Source organism: Pseudomonas sp. Root401 (assembly GCF_001425105.1).
GTDB classification, from domain to species: Bacteria; Pseudomonadota; Gammaproteobacteria; order Pseudomonadales; family Pseudomonadaceae; genus Aquipseudomonas; species Aquipseudomonas brassicacearum.
Window position 1 is genome coordinate 429,246 of the sequence record NZ_LMDO01000012.1, and the last position, 17,911, is coordinate 447,156.

A 17,911-nucleotide genomic window follows, 5' to 3' on the forward strand; every position below is an offset into this window, starting at 1 on the left:
AGGAGAAAACAATATGACTCTGCGTAAATTCGCAGGGCTAGGAGCCCTGTTGTCCTTCGCAATGCCTGGCCTGGCCATGGCAGAAGAAGCGGCAGCCCCAGTCCTGAACTCCGGCGACACCGCCTGGATGCTCACGGCCACGATTCTTGTACTGTTCATGACCATCCCTGGCCTGGCGCTGTTCTACGGCGGTATGGTTCGGTCGAAAAACCTTCTTTCCGTGATGATGCAGTGCTTTGCCATTACCGGTCTGATCAGCGTCCTGTGGGTCATCTATGGCTACAGCATCGCGTTCGACACCACCGGTATGGAGCAGGGCGTCGTCAACTTCAATTCCTTCATCGGCGGTTTCGGCAAAGCTTTCTTGGCAGGCGTCACGCCAGCCAGCCTGACCGGCCCGGCGGCGCTGTTCCCTGAAGCGGTGTTCATCACCTTCCAGATGACTTTCGCCATCATCACCCCGGCCCTGATCGTCGGCGCATTTGCCGAGCGGATGAAGTTCTCCGCCATGCTGATCTTCATGGGCGTGTGGTTCACCCTGGTGTATGCACCGATTGCCCACATGGTCTGGTCCGGTAACGGCGGCCTGCTGTGGGATTGGGGCGTGCTGGACTTCGCCGGTGGCACCGTGGTGCACATCAACGCCGGTATCGCCGGCCTGGTGGCGTGCCTGGTACTGGGCAAGCGCAAAGGCTTCCCGACCACGCCAATGGCACCGCATAACCTGGGTTACACCCTGATGGGCGCGGCCATGCTGTGGGTCGGCTGGTTCGGTTTCAACGCCGGTTCCGCTGTCGCCGCCAACGGCACTGCCGGCATGGCGATGCTGGTGACCCAGATCGCCACCGCTGCGGCGGCGCTGGGCTGGATGTTTGCCGAGTGGATCACCCACGGCAAGCCAAGCGCACTGGGCATCGCCTCGGGCGTGGTGGCGGGCCTGGTTGCAATCACCCCGGCTGCCGGCACCGTGGGCCCGATGGGCGCCCTGGTCATCGGCCTGGCGGCGGGCGTGGTGTGCTTCTTCTGCGCCACCACCCTCAAGCGCAAGCTCGGCTATGACGACTCCCTGGACGCCTTCGGCGTGCATGGCATCGGCGGTATCCTCGGCGCGATCCTGACCGGTGTGTTCGCAGCACCGGCACTGGGTGGCTTCGGCACCGTGACCGATATCGGCGCGCAAGTGTGGATTCAGTTCAAAGGCGTGGCGTTCACGGTGGTCTACACCGCGATCGTCACCTTCATCATCCTCAAGGTCCTGGACGCCGTCATGGGTCTGCGTGTCACCGAGGAAGAAGAAGCCGTGGGCCTGGACCTGGCCCAGCACAACGAGCGTGGTTACAACCTGTAAGCACGCGCAATAAAAAATGCCCGGTTCGCCGGGCATTTTTTTGTCTGGAATTTGTCATTGCTCACAAGGTGCAGCGGTTTTTCCGACGCCTTTTGTTGTGGATGCGACATGGGTTTTTATACCGCCAAAGGCTTACACCGAAGCAAGAATATTAGGCCCTTTGTTTTTTCCCAGAGCGCGCTAGAATGCGCGCCGAACGTGCGGAGATCTGTATGTGGCAACAGACGCTGATAACCCTGCGGGCAAGGCCTCGGGGCTTTCATCTGGTGACGGACGAGTTGCTTGCCGGCATGCCTGAACTCCAGGCGTGTCGTGTCGGTCTGTTGCATCTGTGGCTGCAGCATACCTCGGCTTCGTTGACCATCAACGAGAACGCCGATCCGGCGGTGCGTCGAGACTTCGAACGATTTTTCAATCGGCTAATCCCACAAGGAACCGCCGACTATGAGCACAACGACGAAGGCCTGGACGACCTCCCGGCGCACTTCAAGGCCAGTGTGCTCGGTTGTCAGATCAGCCTGCCGGTCACGGCGGGACGGCTGGCATTGGGTACCTGGCAAGGTGTTTATCTGGGCGAGCACCGTGATCACGGCGGTGCTCGTAAAGTCCTCGCCACCTTGTACGGTGATGGGGCGTAACCGCTGATTGCCGGCGGATGTTGAATTTTTTCTGGCAGCCTTCGAACAGATGGCGAAGCTGGGCTATAACTAATCTGCTTTTCGCAAGTCATGAGGTAGAACATGAGCGACGATGATCTGGAAAACGACGACCTCGAAGTAGGCGACGAAGACGAGACCGAAGAAGGCCTTGAAGCGGCGGCGGAAGACGTTGCCGACGACGATGGGCCCGATGTTCCGGTTCCTACCGCCAAAGGCAAGGCCAAGGCGGCCGTTTCGGTCGACGAGTTGCCGAGCGTAGAGGCCAAGAACAAGGAGCGTGATGCGCTCGCCAAGGCCATGGAGGAATTCCTGGCCAGGGGCGGTAAGGTGCAGGAAGTGGAGGCCAACGTGGTCGCTGATCCGCCCAAGAAGCCTGACAACAAGTACGGCAGCCGCCCTATCTGAGTATCGGCTTCATTGCTTGCTGAAAAAGCCCGCCGTCGCTGCGGGCTTTTTCATGGGTGCGATTCCATCCCCAGGCCAGGCGCAGCCCCTGTGGGAGCGAGCCTGCTCGCGATAGCGGCTTATCCGTCACATCAATGCTGGATGGGCCGCCGCCTTCGCGAGCAAGCTCGCTCCCACAGGGTTTTGTGCCTGGCGCAGAGCCTCAGGGCACAACAGGTCCAGGGTGGGAGCGAGCCTGCTCGCGATAGCGGCTTATCCGTCACATCAATGCTGGATGTGCCGCCGTCTTCGCGAGCAAGCTCGCTCCCACAGAGGGCTGTAGTGGCTACAGGGAGGGGATCAGCGCTGGCGATGCCACCCTGCCAATAACCCTGGCAGTTCGGTCAGGCTGCGGATTTCTGCATCCGGCGCGTGGTCGGCATTCCAGGGTTTGCCTGCCGGGTTGAACCACACCGCGCGCAGGCCGGCCTGTTGGGCGCCGGCGATGTCGTCGCCCGGGTGATCGCCAATGTGCACGGCGGTCTGCGCCGTGGCGCCGCCGCGTTGCAGGGCTTCGTGGAACAGTCGGGCGTCAGGCTTGGCGATGCCGATGTCTTCGGCGCACAAGGCGAACTTGAAATAGTCCGCCAGCCCCAGGCGCCGCACGTCGGCGTTGCCATTGGTGACCACACCGAGGGCGAAATGATTGGCCAGGATCTCCAGGGTGGGCTGTACCTCGGGGAAAATCTCCAGTTGATGACGGGCGTGCAGGAATGTCTCGAAGGCCTGGTCCGCCAGCTCAGAGGCTTGCCACTGGTCGTAGCCGGCTTCTTGCAGGGCTCGAAACAGCACCCGTCGGCGCAGGGCACTGATGCGGTGCTTCAGCCCAGGCTCCTCGCTCAGCACTTGTTCGCGAATCGAAAAAAGGTGCTCCACTGGCACGCCGCCCAGGTTCGGCGCGTTGTCGGTCAGCCATTGGCGGAGTATGGCTTCGGCGCTGGCGATCACCGGGGCGGTGTCCCACAGGGTGTCGTCCAGGTCGAAAGTGATCAGCTCGATGGTCATGATTCGTCGCCCTTGATGCGTTTGGCCCTGGGATGGGCACTGTCATAGACCGTCGCCAGGTGCTGGAAATCCAGGTGGGTGTAGATCTGGGTGGTCTTGATGTCCGAGTGCCCCAGCAGCTCTTGAACGGCGCGCAGGTCCTGGGAGGACTCCAGCAGATGGCTGGCGAAGGAGTGCCGGAGCATGTGCGGGTGCAGGTTCTGTCCCAGCTCCCGTTCGCCGGCAGCCTTGACCCGCAACTGAATCGCCCGCGGGCCGAGGCGCCGCCCCTGTTGGCTGACGAAGACCGCGTCGTCGGCGGGGTTGGTCAGCGCCCGCAGCGGCAGCCATTGCTCCAGGGCTTCACGGGCCTTGCGGCCGACGGGCAGCAGGCGGGTCTTGCTGCCCTTGCCGAGCACCTGGACCATGCCATCGGCCAGGTCCAGTTGATCCAGGTTAAGCCCCGTCAGCTCAGAAAGCCGCAGGCCGGAAGAATAGAACAGCTCGAGAATCGCCTGGTCACGCCGGGCCAGGAAGTCATCCTCGACGGCGCCTTCGAGCAGTTGCAGGGCGCGGTCGGTGTCGAGGGTCTTTGGCAATCGGCGCTCGCCCTTGGGCGGTGCCAGGCCGGTGGCCGGGTCGTGATCGCACAATCCTTCGCGGTTGAGGTAGTGATACAGGCCGCGTACTGCGGACAACAGGCGCGCCAGGCTGCGGGAGGATTGCCCTTGTTGATGCAGGCGGGCGATCAGGCTGCGCAAGCGCTGGATGTCCAGGGCCGCCCAGCTGCCGATGTTCTGCTTCTGGCACCAGCCCAGCACTTTTTCCAGGTCGCGGCGATAGGCCGACAGCGTGTGGGGCGACACCTGGCGCTCACTGCGCAGATGTTCGCAGTAGGCGTCCAGTTGCCGTTCCATCCTCAGCGTACCGAGCGCAGCGAACCGGCAACCCGTGGCAGCACCCGGCCGGTGACTTCGGCGATGTAGCTCAAGAACAGCGTGCCCACCGAACTTTTGTAGTGCTGCGGATCGCGGCTGGCGATGGCCAGCACGCCGTGCACGCCCTGGTGGGCGATGGCGACGACGGCGGTGGAGCCGATCTGCTTGCGCTGTTCTTCGCCGAACAGGAAGTCCAGCTCATGCTCGCGCAGGCTGCCGCTGACGCTTTTGTCTTCCGTGAGCAGGCCGCCGATGGCCGTCTGCGCTTCGGCGTGGGTCACCCAGCGGCCCACCGGCATGGCGTTGTCGCCGAACAGGATCAGGCTGACAAAGGGCACCTGGAAATCCTGGCGCAGGCTGTCTTCTACGCTCATGACCAGGTCTTCGAGGGTGCTGGCGTCCATCAGGGCCAGGATCAGCCGACGGGTCTTGTCGAACAGTCGGTCGTTGTCCCGAGCCACGTCCATCAGGTGCGAAAGACGATGGCGCATTTCGATGTTGCGCTCGCGCAGGATTTTCATCTGGTGTTCCACCAGCGACACGGTATCGCCGCGCCGGTGGGGGATGCGCATCGTCGCGAGCAGTTCTTCATGCTCGACGAAGAAGTCCGGATGAGCCTCCAGGTAAGCCGCCACGGCTGCGGTTTCCGGCAGGCTGGGGGATTCGTCGGGCTGTGGGGCTGGAACCTGTGGCTGGTCGGTCATGGGTTTGGCTCACTCAAAGACGAACTTGTCCTTCGTATACGCGCACTGCCGGGCCGGTCATCATCACCGGTTGGCCAGGGCCTGCCCATTCGATGGACAGGCGCCCGCCGGGCAGGTCGATCAACAACGGCGAATCCATCCACCCCTGGCTGATCGCAGCGACTGCGGCCGCACAGGCGCCAGTACCGCAGGCCTGGGTTTCCCCGGCGCCGCGTTCCCAGACGCGCAGTTGTGCGCGGTGGCGGTCGATGACTTGCAGGAAACCGACGTTCACTCGCGCCGGGAAGCGCGGATGATGCTCGATTTTCGGCCCCAGCTCATGCACCGGGGCACTGTTGATATCGGCCACGCGCAGCACGGCGTGGGGGTTGCCCATGGAAACCGCTGCCAGTTCCACCATGGCGCCGTCGACGTCCACCTGATAGCTCAAGGCCTGGGCCGGTGCCTGGAAGGGGATGTCCGCCGGTACCAGGCGCGGAGCGCCCATGTTGACGCCGATCTGGCCGTCGCTGCGTACATCCAGTTCGATGATGCCGCTCTTGGTCTCGACGCGGATCTGCCGCTTGGCGGTCAGGCGTTTGTCCAGCACGAAGCGGGCGAAGCAGCGCGCGCCATTGCCGCATTGCTCCACTTCCGAACCGTCGGCGTTGAAGATCCGATAACGGAAATCCACGTCCGGGTTATTGGGTGCCTCGACGATCAACAATTGGTCGAAACCGATACCGGTGTGCCGGTCCCCCCATTGCTTGGCGTGCTTGGGTAGGATATGCGCGTGCTGGCTGACCAGGTCGAGGACCATGAAGTCATTGCCCAGGCCGTGCATCTTGGTAAAACGCAGCAGCATGGTTTTACTCCGGCAGCAGGCTTTCGCCGGCAAACAACTCGGCTACCGTCTCGCGGCGACGCACTTCAAATGCCTGATCACCGTCCACCAGCACCTCGGCGCAGCGGCCGCGGGTGTTGTAGTTGGAACTCATGACAAACCCGTAGGCACCGGCCGAATGCACGGCCAGCAGATCGCCTTCTTCCAGCGCCAGCTCCCGACCCTTGGCCAGGAAGTCACCGGTTTCGCAGATCGGCCCGACGATGTCGTAGCTGCGGGCCGCGGTATCGCGAGGGCGCACGGCGGTGACGTCCATCCAGGCCTGGTACAGCGCCGGGCGGATCAGGTCGTTCATCGCCGCATCGACGATGGCGAAGTCCTTGTGCTCGGTGTGCTTGAGGTATTCGACCTGGGTCAGCAGCACGCCGGCGTTGGCGACGATGTAGCGGCCCGGTTCGAACATCAGCGCCAGGTCGCGCCCGTCGAGGCGCTCACGCACGGCCTTGATGTAGTCGGCCACCAGTGGCGGCTCTTCATCGCGATAGCGCACGCCGACACCGCCGCCGAGGTCGATGTGGCGCAGGTAGATGCCGCAATCGCCGAGGCGATCGACCAGCGCCAGCAGGCGGTCGAGGGCATCGATGAAGGGTTCCAGGGTGGTCAGTTGCGAGCCGATGTGGCAATCGACACCCAATACTTCCAGGTTCGGCAGTTGGGCGGCGCGCACGTACACGTCTTCGGCGTCGGCAATGGCGATGCCGAACTTGTTTTCCTTGAGACCGGTGGAAATGTACGGGTGGGTGCCAGCGTCGACGTCCGGGTTCACGCGCAGGGAGACCGGCGCGCGGACGCCCAGCTCGGCGGCGACGATTTGCAGGCGCTCCAGTTCGTCGGTGGACTCGATGTTGAAGCAGTGCACGCCAACTTCCAGGGCGCGGCGCATGTCTTCACGGGTCTTGCCGACACCGGAGAACACGATCTTGTCGGCGCTGCCGCCAGCGGCCAGCACACGCTCAAGCTCGCCACCGGAGACGATGTCGAAACCGGCGCCCAGGCGCGCCAGGACATTGAGCACACCCAGGTTGGAGTTGGCTTTTACAGCGAAACACACCAGGTGCGGCATGCCCTCGAGGGCATCGGCGAACGTCCGGTACTGGGCTTCGATGTGGGCGCGGGAATAGACATAGGTCGGCGTGCCGAAACGTTCGGCGATCGCGGACAGGGCAACCCCTTCCGCGAACAGCTCCCCGCCACGGTAGTTAAAAGCGTCCATGGCGTTCCCTTAGTAAGTGGTGGTATGGGTATCGTGCGAGTGGGATTTGGCTTGCGACGACTTGGCCTGTTCTTCAGGGGACTTGCTGTCATCAGGCAGGTACAGCGGACCTTTTTGACCACAGGCTGTCACGAGGCAGGCAACCGCGACGAGCGCAGCAAGGGAAGAGATCAGGCGCTTCATGGCGAAATCCTTGAAAATGCTTTAATTGCGCCGGAGTATACCGGCCACCCGTCAGCTTGCCTATGCAACGGGGCGCCCGTCCGGCGGCGCTGGTGGTCGTCAGTGGGTATATCCTTTGCAATCGCCGGGAAGCGTCCGTATCTTGCGGCGCTTGAGCATGAGCAGACATTTTCGAGGTTGCCGCAATGAGTTTGACTGAAGCCCGTTTCCACGATCTGGTCGATGCGACCCAGCAAACGCTGGAGGATGTGTTCGATGACAGTGGCCTGGACATTGACCTGGAAGTCTCTGCCGGTGTGCTCACCGTCAAGTTCGAGAACGGCAGCCAGCTGATTTTCAGTCGCCAGGAGCCGTTGCGGCAATTGTGGCTGGCGGCGGTCTCCGGTGGCTTTCACTTCGACTACGACGAAGAAAGCGAGCGTTGGATGTGCGACAAGAGCGAAGAGCAACTGGGCGAAATGCTCGAGCGCATCGTCAAGCAGCAGGCTGACGTGGAACTCGATTTCGAAGGCCTGTGACGGCGTGAGCCAGACCGCCCCGCTACGGCCACCCAAGCCGCTCTACAGCAACGTCAGCCCGGCCGTGCCATCGCCGTGTACCGGCGTGTGCAAACTGGATGAACAGAAGGTCTGCCTCGGATGTTCGCGCCACGTGGAACATATCCGCGAATGGCGCTCGGCCGACGACGAGCGTCGGCGGGTCATCTGCGCCGAGGCGGCTAAACGCAAATCCCTCTAGGAGCTGCCGAAGGCTGCGATCTTTTGGTCTTGGTCTTTGCGGTTTTCGCTTAAAGCTCAATTGCCCGGGTCAGGATCGCAGCCTCGTTGCACTCGTCAGCTCCTACTGATAGTGTCCGGTTACGCCTCAATCCATCGAGGCCCGTGAAAACCCCGCCTTTTTGTGGCGGGGTTTTGCTTTTTTTGTGCAGAAGAAAGGAGTCTGCCAGGATCATGACCGCACCTTCCATCACCCTTACCCGTCTGGACGTACAGCGTCTGGAACGCCTGATCGACAGCCTTGATGAAACGCTGCCGGGCGTGATTGCACTGCAAACCGAACTGGATCGCGCCGAGAACGTGGTGGGCCACGAAGAAGTGCCTGCCGATGTCGTGACCATGAACTCGCGCGTGCACTGCCGCGAAGAAAGCAGCGGCAAGGACTATCACCTGACGCTGGTTTATCCACAGGACGCAAATGCCGACGAAGGCCGGATCTCGATCCTGGCGCCAGTGGGCAGTGCGTTGCTGGGCCTTAAGGTCGGCCAGCACATCGACTGGCCGGCCCCGGGTGGCAAGACGCTGAAGCTGACGTTGCTGGAGGTCGAGTCGCAGCCGGTCAATGGTGGCGACTGCGCGTTCTGAACCCGTCTCAGACCTGGTTCAATGCCTCGTTCAGGGCGCGTTCCAGATCGGCCTTGTAGCGCAGGTACAAATTGCTTGAACAGGCGCCGTCGCCCACCAGGCCCGAAAGATCCAGGTCGGTGATGTAGCAGCGATAGCGCTGGGCTTCGCTGCGCTGTTCGACGATCTCCCTGGCGACCACGCGGAACAGTTGGTCGCCATGCTCCAGTTCGGAAAACTCCTGCTGATCGCAGTACAGGGTGACGTGCACCTGCCCGTGCGCCGCTTTGCCGATGATCGCCTGCACGTCATAGAACGGCTTGTTGACCAGCATCTGCGGGGCTTGCCGCGCTTCGATCCGGCGCGCCCGGCCGCTGCCTGAGGGCAATAACTGGTAGTACAGGGTTTCCAGGGTCAGCGGCTGGGCGGCATCCAGCGGCAGCAGGGCGTCGCGACGGTACAGTACCGATTGCAAAAAACGTTGCAGCGGCACCAGCAGGCTTTGTTCGTCGTGATAAGGCACGTGTTGTTGCCACAGTGCGTTGAACTCATCGAGCACGTACAGATCGGCCTCGTCTTCGTCGACGCGGTAGAACACCTGGATGCACTCGGGCTGGCCCATGGGCAGGATCAGCGCCAGGTCGTGGTCCTCCAGGGCCATCGGGTCCAGGTGCAAGGGGCTGTAGGCCGTCAGTTCCTCGCCCAGGTAATCCATCAGCGCCGACAGGCTGCCCAGCGCCACGTGATTGACCTGGCCGGGCACCAGCTCCAGCACGTGATAGTGCTGCTGGACCTGAAGCAGATAGCGGTGATTGAGCCTGCTCAGCAGCAGGGTCTGCGCCGTGTCGATGACTTCCTCCACGCGCCGCGCAATGAATTGGGCGCGGTTGTGGCAGAAACAGCGCACCTGCAAGCGCGGCTGGCGCTGGGTAACGGGCAGGTCGTTGAGGTAATCGCGCAGGCAGTCGAGCAGGGCGTGTTCGCCGTCAAAACGGTTGACCAGCACCTCATTCCAGCTGTTGAGCGTGACCTGGTCGAGGGTCAGCACCAGGTTTTCCCGGACCCCTGCATAGCTCAGGGAGTCGGTGCGCTCGGTGGTCATCAGGATATTCAGGTCGCGGTGGTGCTTGAGCGGGTCGACGCCGACGTTCACCAGGATCAGCACTTCGCTGGGCACGCTGGCGCGCAGCAACTGTGCTTCATCCACCGTGGTCAAGGGTAGGGCGATGGACTGTTGCAGGCTGCCCAGCAGGTTGAACAGTTCGAACTCGCTCAGGTCGCTGTCGCCTGGGTGCAGCGCCAGGCGCGTGCTGCTGTCGATCACGCCGTTGCGATGGCACCAGGTCAGCAGTTCCAGCAGCTCGCGGCAGCGCTTGATCGGCGCGAAGTTCTCCCACTCCAGGGCGTTGAGGCTGCCGTTGTAAAGCGCCCACTGGTTCTGCCCCGGTTCTTTCCTGTTGGGAGACTGGACCAGCGTCAGGGTGTCTTCGGCCAGGTCCGGCGCGATGCCAGGGTTGATGAACTCGACCTTGTCGGCCTTGCGTTCGAAGGCTGCGTACAGCCGCCGGCCAAGCACGTTGAGGTCGCGCTTGTTGATCAGGCTGACGGTTTTCTCGGTGCGGGCGAACTGGGTCAGGAAGCGGTAGCTGTGGGTGAGTTCGTTGACCAGGGCCCGTCGCTCGTGGCTGACCTGGCGGACTTTCCATTGGCTGCGGCTGTCCAGCAGCGCCAGTTGACGCTGGTCCCAGCCCCATTCCCGGGCCAGTCGCTCGAGCAGCACCCGTTGCCAGCCGCTACTGCGTACCTGGCCGGTGAGTTTGCGATTGACCTTCAAGTACAGCGCGCGGCGGATCAACTCCAGGCGTTCGGATTCGCCGCGGGCATTGAGGTATTCCTCGATGCGGCGGTAGACCAGCATGTACGGATCCAGCTCTTCGAGGTCCAGGCGATTGGCAAACACGGCCTGTTTGAAGCGCAGGCTCAGGCAGCGAACATTCGGGTGTTCGCTGGCATAGACCTCGGTCAGCAGCAGCTTGAGTACGGACTTGTAGGGCGACTCGATACCTTTGAACAACTGCCAGAGCCCGGCACCGACGAATTCGCCTGGCGGAATGTAGGCCAGGTGCCCCAGGTCCAGGGTTTCATCCGCTCGAATGAAACGCTTGGACATCAACGTATGGGTGTATTGCTCATAGTTCTCTTCTTCATAGACCGGCACCAGCCACCAGATCGGCGTGCGCCCGGCCAGCCAGATCGCGGTGCGGTAGAACTCGTCCAGCAGCAGGTAATGCTGGGTCGTGCCGCAATCGTCGGAACTGAGCTGGTTGTCACGGTCGCCCCGTACGAAACGCGCCGGGTCGATCAGGAAAAAGTGGGCTTCGGCGCCCTGGGTCGCGGCCCAGATCTCCAGCAACTGGCATTTCTTGCGCAGCTCGGCCAGTTCATCGTCGCTCAGGTCCGGCCCGTGGCACACCCACACGTCCATGTCGCTCTGGTCGGCTTGGGCCAGGGTGCCGAGGCTGCCCATCAGGAACAGGCCAAGGATCGGTCGTGGCGGGTTGCTCCCGTGCCGGGGCTTGTAGGAAAACGAACGGGTCAGCCGCTGGGCTTCGGCAAGGATATTGGCGTCAGGCTCGTAGTTCGACAGCCCGGCAGGCGTGCTGCCGGAAACGTAGCCGGGCAGCAGCGGATGGTTGACGTGGAAGAACAGCGGCAGCAACGTCAGCACGCCTTGCTGGCGCGGCGACAGGCCTTCGAGGGCGCGCTCCATCCGCACGGTGTTGAGCTTGAGAAAACGTGCGCGCAGCTGGCTCAGGACTTTGCGGTCGATTCCCTCGTCCAGATCGGGGCGTATTTCGTGATTGCGGGTCATGTCAGCTCAAACCGGCTCGCGGCGTCGAACGTGGGGGTGATGGCAGGTTAGCGCCCGATCTTGGGAATTCTTAAGCTGAAAACGGAATTCGGATGCCGGTTTTTTACGCAAGGCACCCGTGCGCCTGCGGAAATCCCGTAAAGGAGATTCCCGTGGGCGACAGGGGGGATCAGGCGGCTTCTTGCACGCTGAGTATCGTCAGGACGGTTTGGACGTTTTGGGCGGCATCTCGGCCCAGGCTTGTCAGGTAACCACCGTCGGGCTGGGTGATCAGTTCTTTTTCGAACAGGCGTTGGGCAGCGGCAATCGCTTTAGGGGCAGCGGTCTGATGAATTTTCAGGCCTTCCTGGGAACTGTCCAGGTTGAAGAGTGCAAGGATTTCCAGTTCGGCAACCAGCTCAGGGGTAAGCGACATAAGGACTCCAGACTTTCTAGGAATTTGGTCGACAGCGTCACTAAGGTGAGCGCACTCGGCCGAGCTGTCCAGTCTCAGTGTCATGCTTTTTTGTTTAAAGCGATTCTCTGTGGTCCGTAGGAGCTGTGTAGGAACTGTATAGGAGCTGCCGAAGGCTGCGATCTTTTGATCTTTCGCTCCAGACTCAATTGTCAGGGGAAAGATCGCAGCCTCGTTGCACTCGACAGCTCCTACACAGCTCCTACACAGCTCAGCTCCTACAGGGCGCAGCCGAGCGGGGAGCAAGCGCCGTTCAGTTCTTTTCCGGCGGCAACTCAGGCAAGGCGCGCAATGCGGCTTCGTACCACTGGGTATTGAACGGGCGATCTTCTTCCAGGATCGCATCGATCTCCACCGCCAGCACATGGGCCATCAGGTTGAGGATTTCTTCGCGCTCATAACCGACCAGGGTCAACTTGTTGAACGTGGCCTTGGCCGCAGGCGGATTGTCACTTTCTATCTGGTTTTCGATGGCCTGGATCAGCGTGTTCTCGACGAATTCTTCTTCGTCGTTGTCGATGTCGGTTGGCTCGCTCATGGCAGGCTCCTGTGAGAAAGGTCGCCAGTTTACCTGTATTCAGCGGCGTGATGCGCCTGGCAAGAAATGCCCCGGCGGTCTATAACCCAAGGCTGCCAACCCCGCACGGCCTGGAGGCTTTGTAATGCTCGAGCTTTATGGTTTCTCTGTCAGTAACTATTACAACATGGTCAAACTGGCGCTGTTGGAGAAGGGCCTGCCCTTCGAAGAAGTGCCGTTTTACCCCAACCAGACCCCCGAAGCGTGGGCCATCAGCCCGCGCGGGAAGGTGCCGGTGTTGAAAACCGAGCAGGGGTTTATCAACGAAACCAGCGTGATCCTCGAGTACATCGAACAAACCCAACCAGGCAAGGCCTTGCTGCCCAGTGACCCGTTCGAGCGGGCCCAGGTATTGGCCTTGTGCAGGGAAATCGAGTTGTACATCGAGCTGCCGGCGCGGGCTTGCTTTGCCGAGGCATTTTTCGGCATGTCGGTGCCCGAGGCCATCAAGGAAAAGACCAAGGCCGAATTGCTGCTGGGGTTCGCGTCACTGGCCAGGCACGGCAAATTCTCGCCCTATGTGGCGGGTGATAGCCTGAGTATTGCCGACCTGTATTTCTTCTACAGCGTTTCGCTGGCCCTCCAGGTGGGCAGGAAACTGTTCGATATCGACCTGCTGGCAGACATGCCGGCGGCCAAGGCGCTGATCGAGCGCTTGGAGCAGAATCCGCATGTGCAGCGGATTGCGGCGGATAGAGAGGCGGCGATGCCGGCGTTTTTGGCGATGATCGCTGCCAAGAAGTGATTTTTATAGCGTCTTGAAGGACGCCTTCGCGAGCAGGCTCGCTCCCACAGTAGATCTTCAGTGAGCACATATTCTGTGAACATGGAGATCCAGTGTGGGAGCGAGCTTGCTCGCGATGCTTTTAGCGGCTGGCGAGCAACGCCTGGCCGCGTACCACGGCTGCCTTGACCTGCGCCGGCGCGGTGCCGCCGATGTGGTCGCGGGCATTGACCGAGCCTTCGAGGGTCAGCACGGCAAACACGTCCTGTTCGATCTGGTCGCTGAACCGGCGCAGTTCGTCCAGGCTCATTTCCGCCAGATCCTTGCCACTGTCCACGCCGTACTTCACGGCATGACCGACGATCTCGTGGCAGTCGCGGAACGGCAGGCCACGGCGCACCAGGTAATCGGCCAGGTCCGTGGCGGTGGAGAAGCCGCGCAGGGCCGCTTCGCGCATCACTGCATGCTTGGGCTTGATGGCCGGGATCATGTCGGCGAAGGCCCGCAGCGAGTCGCGCAAGGTGTCGGCGGCGTCGAACAGCGGTTCCTTGTCTTCCTGGTTGTCCTTGTTGTAGGCCAGCGGCTGGCCTTTCATCAAGGTCAGCAGGCCCATCAATGCGCCGAACACCCGGCCACTCTTGCCCCGTACCAGTTCCGGCACGTCAGGGTTTTTCTTTTGCGGCATGATCGAGCTGCCGGTGCAGAAGCGGTCCGGCAGGTCAATGAACTGGAATTGCGCACTGGTCCACAGCACCAGCTCTTCGGAGAAGCGCGACAGGTGCATCATCGCGATGCTCGCGGCGGCGCAGAATTCGATGGCGAAATCGCGGTCCGAGACGTTATCCAGCGAGTTGCCGCCCACGGCGTCGAAGCCCAGCAACTGCGCGGTGTATTCACGATCGATCGGGTACGTGGTGCCGGCCAGCGCGGCGCTGCCCAGGGGCATGCGGTTGGTGCGCTTGCGGCAGTCCACCAGGCGCTCGTAGTCGCGGCTGAGCATTTCGAACCAGGCCAGCATGTGATGCCCAAACGTTACAGGTTGGGCGGTTTGCAGGTGCGTGAAGCCCGGCATGATGCTCTCGGCCTCGCGCTCGGCTTGCTCCAGCAGGCCTTTTTGCAGGCGAGTGATTTCGGCCAGGATCAGGTCGATCTCATCGCGCAACCACAGGCGGATGTCGGTGGCGACCTGGTCGTTGCGGCTGCGGCCGGTGTGCAGTTTCTTGCCCGTCACGCCGATGCGGTCGGTCAGGCGCGCTTCGATGTTCATGTGCACGTCTTCAAGGTCGACGCGCCAGTCGAACTGGCCGGCCTCGATTTCAGCCTGGATGGTCTTCAGGCCGTCGATGATGCTGTCGCGCTCGGCATCGGTCAGCACGCCGACCTTGGCCAGCATGGTGGCGTGGGCGATCGAGCCCATGATGTCGTGGCGATACAGGCGCTGGTCAAAGTTGACGGAGGCGGTGAAGCGGGCGACGAAGGCGTCGACGGGTTCACTGAAGCGGCCGCCCCAGGACTGATTGGTCTTGTCAGTGCTCATGAATTCGCTCGTGATCGGCTGTGGAAAAAATAGCGGTTAAAGGCTGCGGCGGATGATAGCAGGGTTGCCGGGACTGGCGCTGGCACTGGTCGGCAGGTTTTTTCGATGCAAGCCTGGGATCCAACCGGGTTTTCCCGCAACGATATTTTTCGATTGAGCAATATCGTCGTGGCAACCGTCTACAGTGGACTGTAGGACTTTTGCTTTTTCCACCCATGGCGCAGCGGATATAGATAAGAAGGGGGTGCTCATATTGGTCAGATCGACAGTTAACAATCCCTACGGCGACGCCGTGCGACAACGGGCCTCGGGCATCGGTCGGCAAGCGCTGGTAAAGATAGGCAACCGCCTCGCGGCACTTTTTGGCCCTCGAACGAGTCTTAGCGTGGATCGCCGTGACGGATGTCACGTCCCCTGTCTACGCTATCCTTGTGCGAGACTCACGCAGGAATCCAGCGCAATATGAATGTCCTGATCGTTGATGACGAACCACTGGCCCGCGAGCGCCTGAGCCGAATGGTTGGCGAGCTCGAGGGTTACAGTGTCCTGGAGCCGAGCGCCACCAATGGCGAAGAGGCATTGGCCCTTATTGACAGCCACAAGCCGGATATCGTGCTGCTCGACATTCGCATGCCTGGCCTGGACGGTCTGCAGGTTGCGGCGAAGTTGTGCGAACGAGAGTCGCCGCCAGCGGTGGTGTTCTGTACCACCCGGGACGATTTCCCACCCGAAGTGCTACAGGCCGGCGCCGTGGGCTACCTGGTCAAGCCGGTGGCGGCCGAGGCGTTGCTCGAAGCCTTGCGCAAGGCCGAGCGACCCAACCGCGTGCAACTGGCAGCGCTGACCCGTCCGGCCGCCGAAAGCGGCAGCGGCCCGCGCAGCCATATCAGTGCGCGCACCCGCAAAGGCATCGAGCTGATCCCGTTGAACCAGGTGGTCTATTTCATTGCCGACCACAAATACGTGACCTTGCGCCATGAGAGTGGCGAGGTGTTGTTGGATGAGCCACTCAAGGCCCTCGAAGACGAGTTCGGCGAGCGTTTCGTACGCATCCACCGCAACGCCCTCGTGGCCCGTGAACGTATCGAGCGTTTGCAACGTACCCCCCTCGGGCATTTCCAACTGTTCCTCAAGGGCCTCAATGGCGATGCGCTGATTGTCAGCCGACGGCACGTGGCCGGCGTGCGCAAGATGATGCAGCAGCTTTAATGCGGCGGTCCAAGGCGTTCGATGCGTTTCATTTCGAGGATTTGGCGGCCAGGGAGGCCTTGGGGTCGTGATTCAAATCAAAGCGGTTTTGGCTGAGCTGTTATTATCTGCCGTATCTTTTAAGTACGGATTGATCCATGTCCCCTCGCGAGATCCGCATCGCCACCCGTAAAAGTGCCTTGGCCCTCTGGCAGGCCGAATACGTCAAAGCCCGCCTGGAAGCGGCCCATCCCGGCCTGATCGTGACCCTGGTGCCCATGGTCAGTCGCGGTGACAAGCTGCTGGATTCGCCGCTGTCGAAGATCGGCGGCAAGGGCCTGTTCGTCAAGGAACTGGAAACCGCGTTGCTGGACAACGAAGCCGACATCGCCGTGCATTCGATGAAAGACGTGCCCATGGACTTCCCCGAAGGCCTGGGCCTGTTTTGCATCTGCGAGCGGGAAGACCCACGCGATGCGTTCGTCTCCAACACGTTTTCCAGTCTGGAAACACTGCCTGCCGGGAGCGTGGTCGGTACTTCCAGCCTGCGTCGCCAGGCACAGTTGCTGACTCGCCGTCCGGACCTGCAAATCCGTTTCCTGCGCGGTAACGTCAACACGCGGCTGGCCAAGCTCGATGCCGGTGAGTACGACGCGATCATCCTCGCCGCCGCCGGCCTGATCCGCCTGGGCTTTGAAGATCGCATCACCTCGGCCATCAGCGTCGACGACAGCCTGCCGGCCGGTGGACAAGGGGCGGTGGGCATCGAGTGCCGCAGCGCCGACAGCGACATCCACGCCTTGCTGGCGCCGCTGCACCATGAAGACACCGCCACGCGGGTATTCGCCGAACGCGCCCTCAACAAACACCTCAATGGCGGTTGCCAAGTGCCGATCGCCTGTTACGCCGTGCTGGAAGGCGAACAGGTCTGGTTGCGCGGGCTGGTGGGCGATCCCAACGGTGGCCGGCTGCTCAGCGCTGAAGCCCGGGCGCCGCGCCACGATGCCGAGGCGTTGGGCGTGCGGGTGGCCGAAGACCTGTTGAGCCAGGGCGCCGCCGACATTCTCAAGGCGGTCTACGGCGAGGCCGGCCACACGTGACGGGGTGGCGGCTGCTGCTCACCCGGCCGGCGGACGAGTCGTCGGCGCTGGCGGCTGTCCTGGCCGAAGCGGGGGTCTACAGCAGCAGTCTGCCCTTGCTGGATATCGAGCCGGTCCCGCTGTCCGATGCCGGGCGGGCGATATTCCAGGCGCTGGACCAATACTCTGCCGTGATCGTCGTCAGCAAACCGGCCGCACGCCTGTGCGTCGAGTTGCTGCACCAATACTGGCCCCAGCCTCCAGACCAACCATGGTTCAGCGTGGGTGCGGCCACCGGGCAGATTCTCGTCGATGCCGGTCTCACGGTGTTTTATCCCGATAACGGCGATGACAGCGAAGCCTTGCTGGAACACTTGGTCTTGCGCCAGGCTGTTGCGCGGCCCGACCCCAAGGTGTTGATCGTGCGGGGCGAGGGCGGGCGTGGCTTGCTGGCAGAGCGTTTGCGCGAGCAAGGTGCTAGTGTCGATTATCTGGAATTGTACCGTCGCCACTTGCCCGACTACGGCGAAGGGGCGTTACCGGCGAAAGTCGAAGCGGAACGCTTGAACGCACTGGTGGTCAGCAGTGGGCAGGGCTTCGAGCATCTGCAGCGGCTGGCCGGCGATGCGTGGCCGGCCCTGGCGCGGTTACCGTTGTTTGTTCCAAGCCCAAGGGTTGCCGAGATGGCGCGTGCCGCCGGGGCCCGAACAGTTGTGGATTGTCGTGGCGCCAATGCCGCGGCTTTGCTGGCGGCGTTACGGGAACACTCCGTGCCGTTTTCTAA

General features: G+C 62.1%; 19 protein-coding genes and 2 pseudogenes. 11 read left to right on the plus strand and 10 right to left on the minus strand.

What is annotated here, in order from left to right:
- Window positions 1–13 precede the first annotated feature (13 nt).
- From ASC85_RS11830 to sutA, 3 genes are all read left to right on the plus strand, one after another.
- Entirely contained in the window at window positions 14–1,348 is a 1,335-nt protein-coding gene (locus tag ASC85_RS11830; protein WP_053190072.1) for an ammonium transporter, read from the plus strand.
- Between the two features lie 212 nt (window positions 1,349–1,560).
- Complete coding sequence (locus ASC85_RS11835; protein ID WP_057449585.1) at window positions 1,561–1,986, plus strand: secondary thiamine-phosphate synthase enzyme YjbQ; 426 nt, start codon at window positions 1,561–1,563, stop codon at window positions 1,984–1,986.
- Between the two features lie 102 nt (window positions 1,987–2,088).
- Window positions 2,089–2,412, plus strand: coding sequence for a transcriptional regulator SutA (sutA, locus tag ASC85_RS11840; protein WP_057449444.1), 324 nt, complete (start codon window positions 2,089–2,091; stop codon window positions 2,410–2,412).
- 339 nt (window positions 2,413–2,751) lie between these two features.
- Here sutA and ASC85_RS11845 read toward each other — a convergent pair whose 3' ends face one another.
- The 6 genes from ASC85_RS11845 to lptM are packed head-to-tail and all read right to left on the minus strand — an operon-like array spanning window position 2,752 to window position 7,356.
- The gene (locus ASC85_RS11845; protein ID WP_057449445.1) at window positions 2,752–3,456 is read right to left on the minus strand and encodes an HAD family hydrolase; all 705 of its coding nucleotides are present in this window, start codon (window positions 3,454–3,456) and stop codon (window positions 2,752–2,754) included.
- Window positions 3,453–4,352 (minus strand): tyrosine recombinase XerC, encoded by a 900-nt coding sequence (gene xerC, locus ASC85_RS11850; protein WP_003206809.1) that lies wholly within the window; start codon window positions 4,350–4,352, stop codon window positions 3,453–3,455. The genes ASC85_RS11845 and xerC overlap by 4 nt, the downstream gene beginning before the upstream one ends.
- A 2-nt stretch (window positions 4,353–4,354) precedes the next feature.
- Complete coding sequence (locus ASC85_RS11855; protein ID WP_003206807.1) at window positions 4,355–5,077, minus strand: DUF484 family protein; 723 nt, start codon at window positions 5,075–5,077, stop codon at window positions 4,355–4,357.
- A 13-nt stretch (window positions 5,078–5,090) separates the two neighbouring features.
- Window positions 5,091–5,921, minus strand: a complete 831-nt coding sequence (gene dapF, locus ASC85_RS11860) for a diaminopimelate epimerase (RefSeq protein ID WP_057449446.1) — start codon at window positions 5,919–5,921, stop codon at window positions 5,091–5,093.
- Between the two features lie 4 nt (window positions 5,922–5,925).
- Complete coding sequence (gene lysA / locus ASC85_RS11865) at window positions 5,926–7,173, minus strand: diaminopimelate decarboxylase (protein ID WP_018605421.1); 1,248 nt, start codon at window positions 7,171–7,173, stop codon at window positions 5,926–5,928.
- A gap of 9 nt (window positions 7,174–7,182) precedes the next feature.
- Window positions 7,183–7,356, minus strand: a complete 174-nt coding sequence (gene lptM / locus ASC85_RS31105; RefSeq protein WP_013694543.1) for an LPS translocon maturation chaperone LptM — start codon at window positions 7,354–7,356, stop codon at window positions 7,183–7,185.
- 185 nt (window positions 7,357–7,541) lie between these two features.
- On the opposite strand from lptM, the gene cyaY reads away from it, so the two are divergent.
- The 3 genes from cyaY to rnk all read left to right on the plus strand — a co-directional run bounded on the left by cyaY (window position 7,542) and on the right by rnk (window position 8,717).
- Complete coding sequence (cyaY, locus tag ASC85_RS11870) at window positions 7,542–7,874, plus strand: iron donor protein CyaY (protein WP_057449447.1); 333 nt, start codon at window positions 7,542–7,544, stop codon at window positions 7,872–7,874.
- 4 nt (window positions 7,875–7,878) lie between these two features.
- Window positions 7,879–8,094, plus strand: a complete 216-nt coding sequence (locus ASC85_RS31115) for a DUF1289 domain-containing protein (protein WP_082534366.1) — start codon at window positions 7,879–7,881, stop codon at window positions 8,092–8,094.
- 212 nt (window positions 8,095–8,306) lie between these two features.
- The gene (gene rnk / locus ASC85_RS11875; RefSeq protein WP_014340819.1) at window positions 8,307–8,717 is read left to right on the plus strand and encodes a nucleoside diphosphate kinase regulator; all 411 of its coding nucleotides are present in this window, start codon (window positions 8,307–8,309) and stop codon (window positions 8,715–8,717) included.
- 7 nt (window positions 8,718–8,724) lie between these two features.
- Here the strand turns inward: rnk and ASC85_RS11880 are convergent, their stop codons facing one another.
- The 3 genes from ASC85_RS11880 to ASC85_RS11890 all read right to left on the minus strand — a co-directional run bounded on the left by ASC85_RS11880 (window position 8,725) and on the right by ASC85_RS11890 (window position 12,560).
- On the minus strand, window positions 8,725–11,568 hold the full coding sequence (locus ASC85_RS11880; protein ID WP_057449448.1) for a class I adenylate cyclase: 2,844 nt from the start codon (window positions 11,566–11,568) through the stop codon (window positions 8,725–8,727).
- Window positions 11,569–11,737: 169 nt separating this feature from the next.
- Window positions 11,738–11,983: a TIGR02647 family protein gene (locus ASC85_RS11885; RefSeq protein WP_003206789.1), complete on the minus strand. Its 246-nt coding sequence runs from the start codon at window positions 11,981–11,983 to the stop codon at window positions 11,738–11,740.
- 292 nt (window positions 11,984–12,275) lie between these two features.
- Window positions 12,276–12,560, minus strand: a complete 285-nt coding sequence (locus ASC85_RS11890; RefSeq protein WP_046065760.1) for a hypothetical protein — start codon at window positions 12,558–12,560, stop codon at window positions 12,276–12,278.
- A 124-nt stretch (window positions 12,561–12,684) separates the two neighbouring features.
- Here ASC85_RS11890 and ASC85_RS11895 point away from each other — a divergent pair, with 124 nt between their 5' ends.
- The gene (locus ASC85_RS11895) at window positions 12,685–13,344 is read left to right on the plus strand and encodes a glutathione S-transferase family protein (RefSeq protein ID WP_057449449.1); all 660 of its coding nucleotides are present in this window, start codon (window positions 12,685–12,687) and stop codon (window positions 13,342–13,344) included.
- Between the two features lie 121 nt (window positions 13,345–13,465).
- Here ASC85_RS11895 and argH read toward each other — a convergent pair whose 3' ends face one another.
- Window positions 13,466–14,860 (minus strand): argininosuccinate lyase, encoded by a 1,395-nt coding sequence (gene argH / locus ASC85_RS11900; protein WP_003206783.1) that lies wholly within the window; start codon window positions 14,858–14,860, stop codon window positions 13,466–13,468.
- 316 nt (window positions 14,861–15,176) lie between these two features.
- Here argH and ASC85_RS33040 point away from each other — a divergent pair.
- The 4 genes and pseudogenes from ASC85_RS33040 to ASC85_RS33045 form a co-directional block, all read left to right on the plus strand.
- Window positions 15,177–15,326, plus strand: a pseudogene (locus ASC85_RS33040) (sensor histidine kinase); the annotation flags it as partial.
- Window positions 15,323–16,069 carry a LytR/AlgR family response regulator transcription factor gene (locus ASC85_RS11905; RefSeq protein ID WP_003206780.1) on the plus strand — a complete coding sequence of 249 codons (747 nt, stop codon included), beginning with the start codon at window positions 15,323–15,325 and terminating at the stop codon, window positions 16,067–16,069. The pseudogene ASC85_RS33040 and the gene ASC85_RS11905, both read left to right, overlap by 4 nt.
- A gap of 137 nt (window positions 16,070–16,206) precedes the next feature.
- A complete protein-coding gene (gene hemC, locus ASC85_RS11910; RefSeq protein ID WP_057449450.1) occupies window positions 16,207–17,148 on the plus strand; it encodes a hydroxymethylbilane synthase in 942 nt (313 codons plus the stop codon).
- Window positions 17,145–17,891, plus strand: a pseudogene (locus tag ASC85_RS33045) (uroporphyrinogen-III synthase); the annotation flags it as partial. The gene hemC and the pseudogene ASC85_RS33045, both read left to right, overlap by 4 nt.
- Window positions 17,892–17,911 lie beyond the last annotated feature (20 nt).

What these genes read in the sequence shown, in the direction of transcription:
- lptM (WP_013694543.1), bottom strand. Translation starts at nt 7,356, where the DNA reads ATGAAGCGCCTGATCTCTTCCCTTGCTGCGCTCGTCGCGGTTGCCTGC.
- ASC85_RS11830 (WP_053190072.1), top strand. Translation starts at nt 14, where the DNA reads ATGACTCTGCGTAAATTCGCAGGGCTAGGAGCCCTGTTGTCCTTCGCA.
- cyaY (WP_057449447.1), top strand. Translation starts at nt 7,542, where the DNA reads ATGAGTTTGACTGAAGCCCGTTTCCACGATCTGGTCGATGCGACCCAG.
- ASC85_RS11890 (WP_046065760.1), bottom strand. Translation starts at nt 12,560, where the DNA reads ATGAGCGAGCCAACCGACATCGACAACGACGAAGAAGAATTCGTCGAG.
- dapF (WP_057449446.1), bottom strand. Translation starts at nt 5,921, where the DNA reads ATGCTGCTGCGTTTTACCAAGATGCACGGCCTGGGCAATGACTTCATG.
- ASC85_RS11845 (WP_057449445.1), bottom strand. Translation starts at nt 3,456, where the DNA reads ATGACCATCGAGCTGATCACTTTCGACCTGGACGACACCCTGTGGGAC.
- ASC85_RS11895 (WP_057449449.1), top strand. Translation starts at nt 12,685, where the DNA reads ATGCTCGAGCTTTATGGTTTCTCTGTCAGTAACTATTACAACATGGTC.
- xerC (WP_003206809.1), bottom strand. Translation starts at nt 4,352, where the DNA reads ATGGAACGGCAACTGGACGCCTACTGCGAACATCTGCGCAGTGAGCGC.
- hemC (WP_057449450.1), top strand. Translation starts at nt 16,207, where the DNA reads ATGTCCCCTCGCGAGATCCGCATCGCCACCCGTAAAAGTGCCTTGGCC.
- ASC85_RS11835 (WP_057449585.1), top strand. Translation starts at nt 1,561, where the DNA reads ATGTGGCAACAGACGCTGATAACCCTGCGGGCAAGGCCTCGGGGCTTT.
- rnk (WP_014340819.1), top strand. Translation starts at nt 8,307, where the DNA reads ATGACCGCACCTTCCATCACCCTTACCCGTCTGGACGTACAGCGTCTG.
- ASC85_RS11885 (WP_003206789.1), bottom strand. Translation starts at nt 11,983, where the DNA reads ATGTCGCTTACCCCTGAGCTGGTTGCCGAACTGGAAATCCTTGCACTC.
- ASC85_RS11855 (WP_003206807.1), bottom strand. Translation starts at nt 5,077, where the DNA reads ATGACCGACCAGCCACAGGTTCCAGCCCCACAGCCCGACGAATCCCCC.
- argH (WP_003206783.1), bottom strand. Translation starts at nt 14,860, where the DNA reads ATGAGCACTGACAAGACCAATCAGTCCTGGGGCGGCCGCTTCAGTGAA.
- ASC85_RS11880 (WP_057449448.1), bottom strand. Translation starts at nt 11,568, where the DNA reads ATGACCCGCAATCACGAAATACGCCCCGATCTGGACGAGGGAATCGAC.
- lysA (WP_018605421.1), bottom strand. Translation starts at nt 7,173, where the DNA reads ATGGACGCTTTTAACTACCGTGGCGGGGAGCTGTTCGCGGAAGGGGTT.
- ASC85_RS11905 (WP_003206780.1), top strand. Translation starts at nt 15,323, where the DNA reads ATGAATGTCCTGATCGTTGATGACGAACCACTGGCCCGCGAGCGCCTG.
- sutA (WP_057449444.1), top strand. Translation starts at nt 2,089, where the DNA reads ATGAGCGACGATGATCTGGAAAACGACGACCTCGAAGTAGGCGACGAA.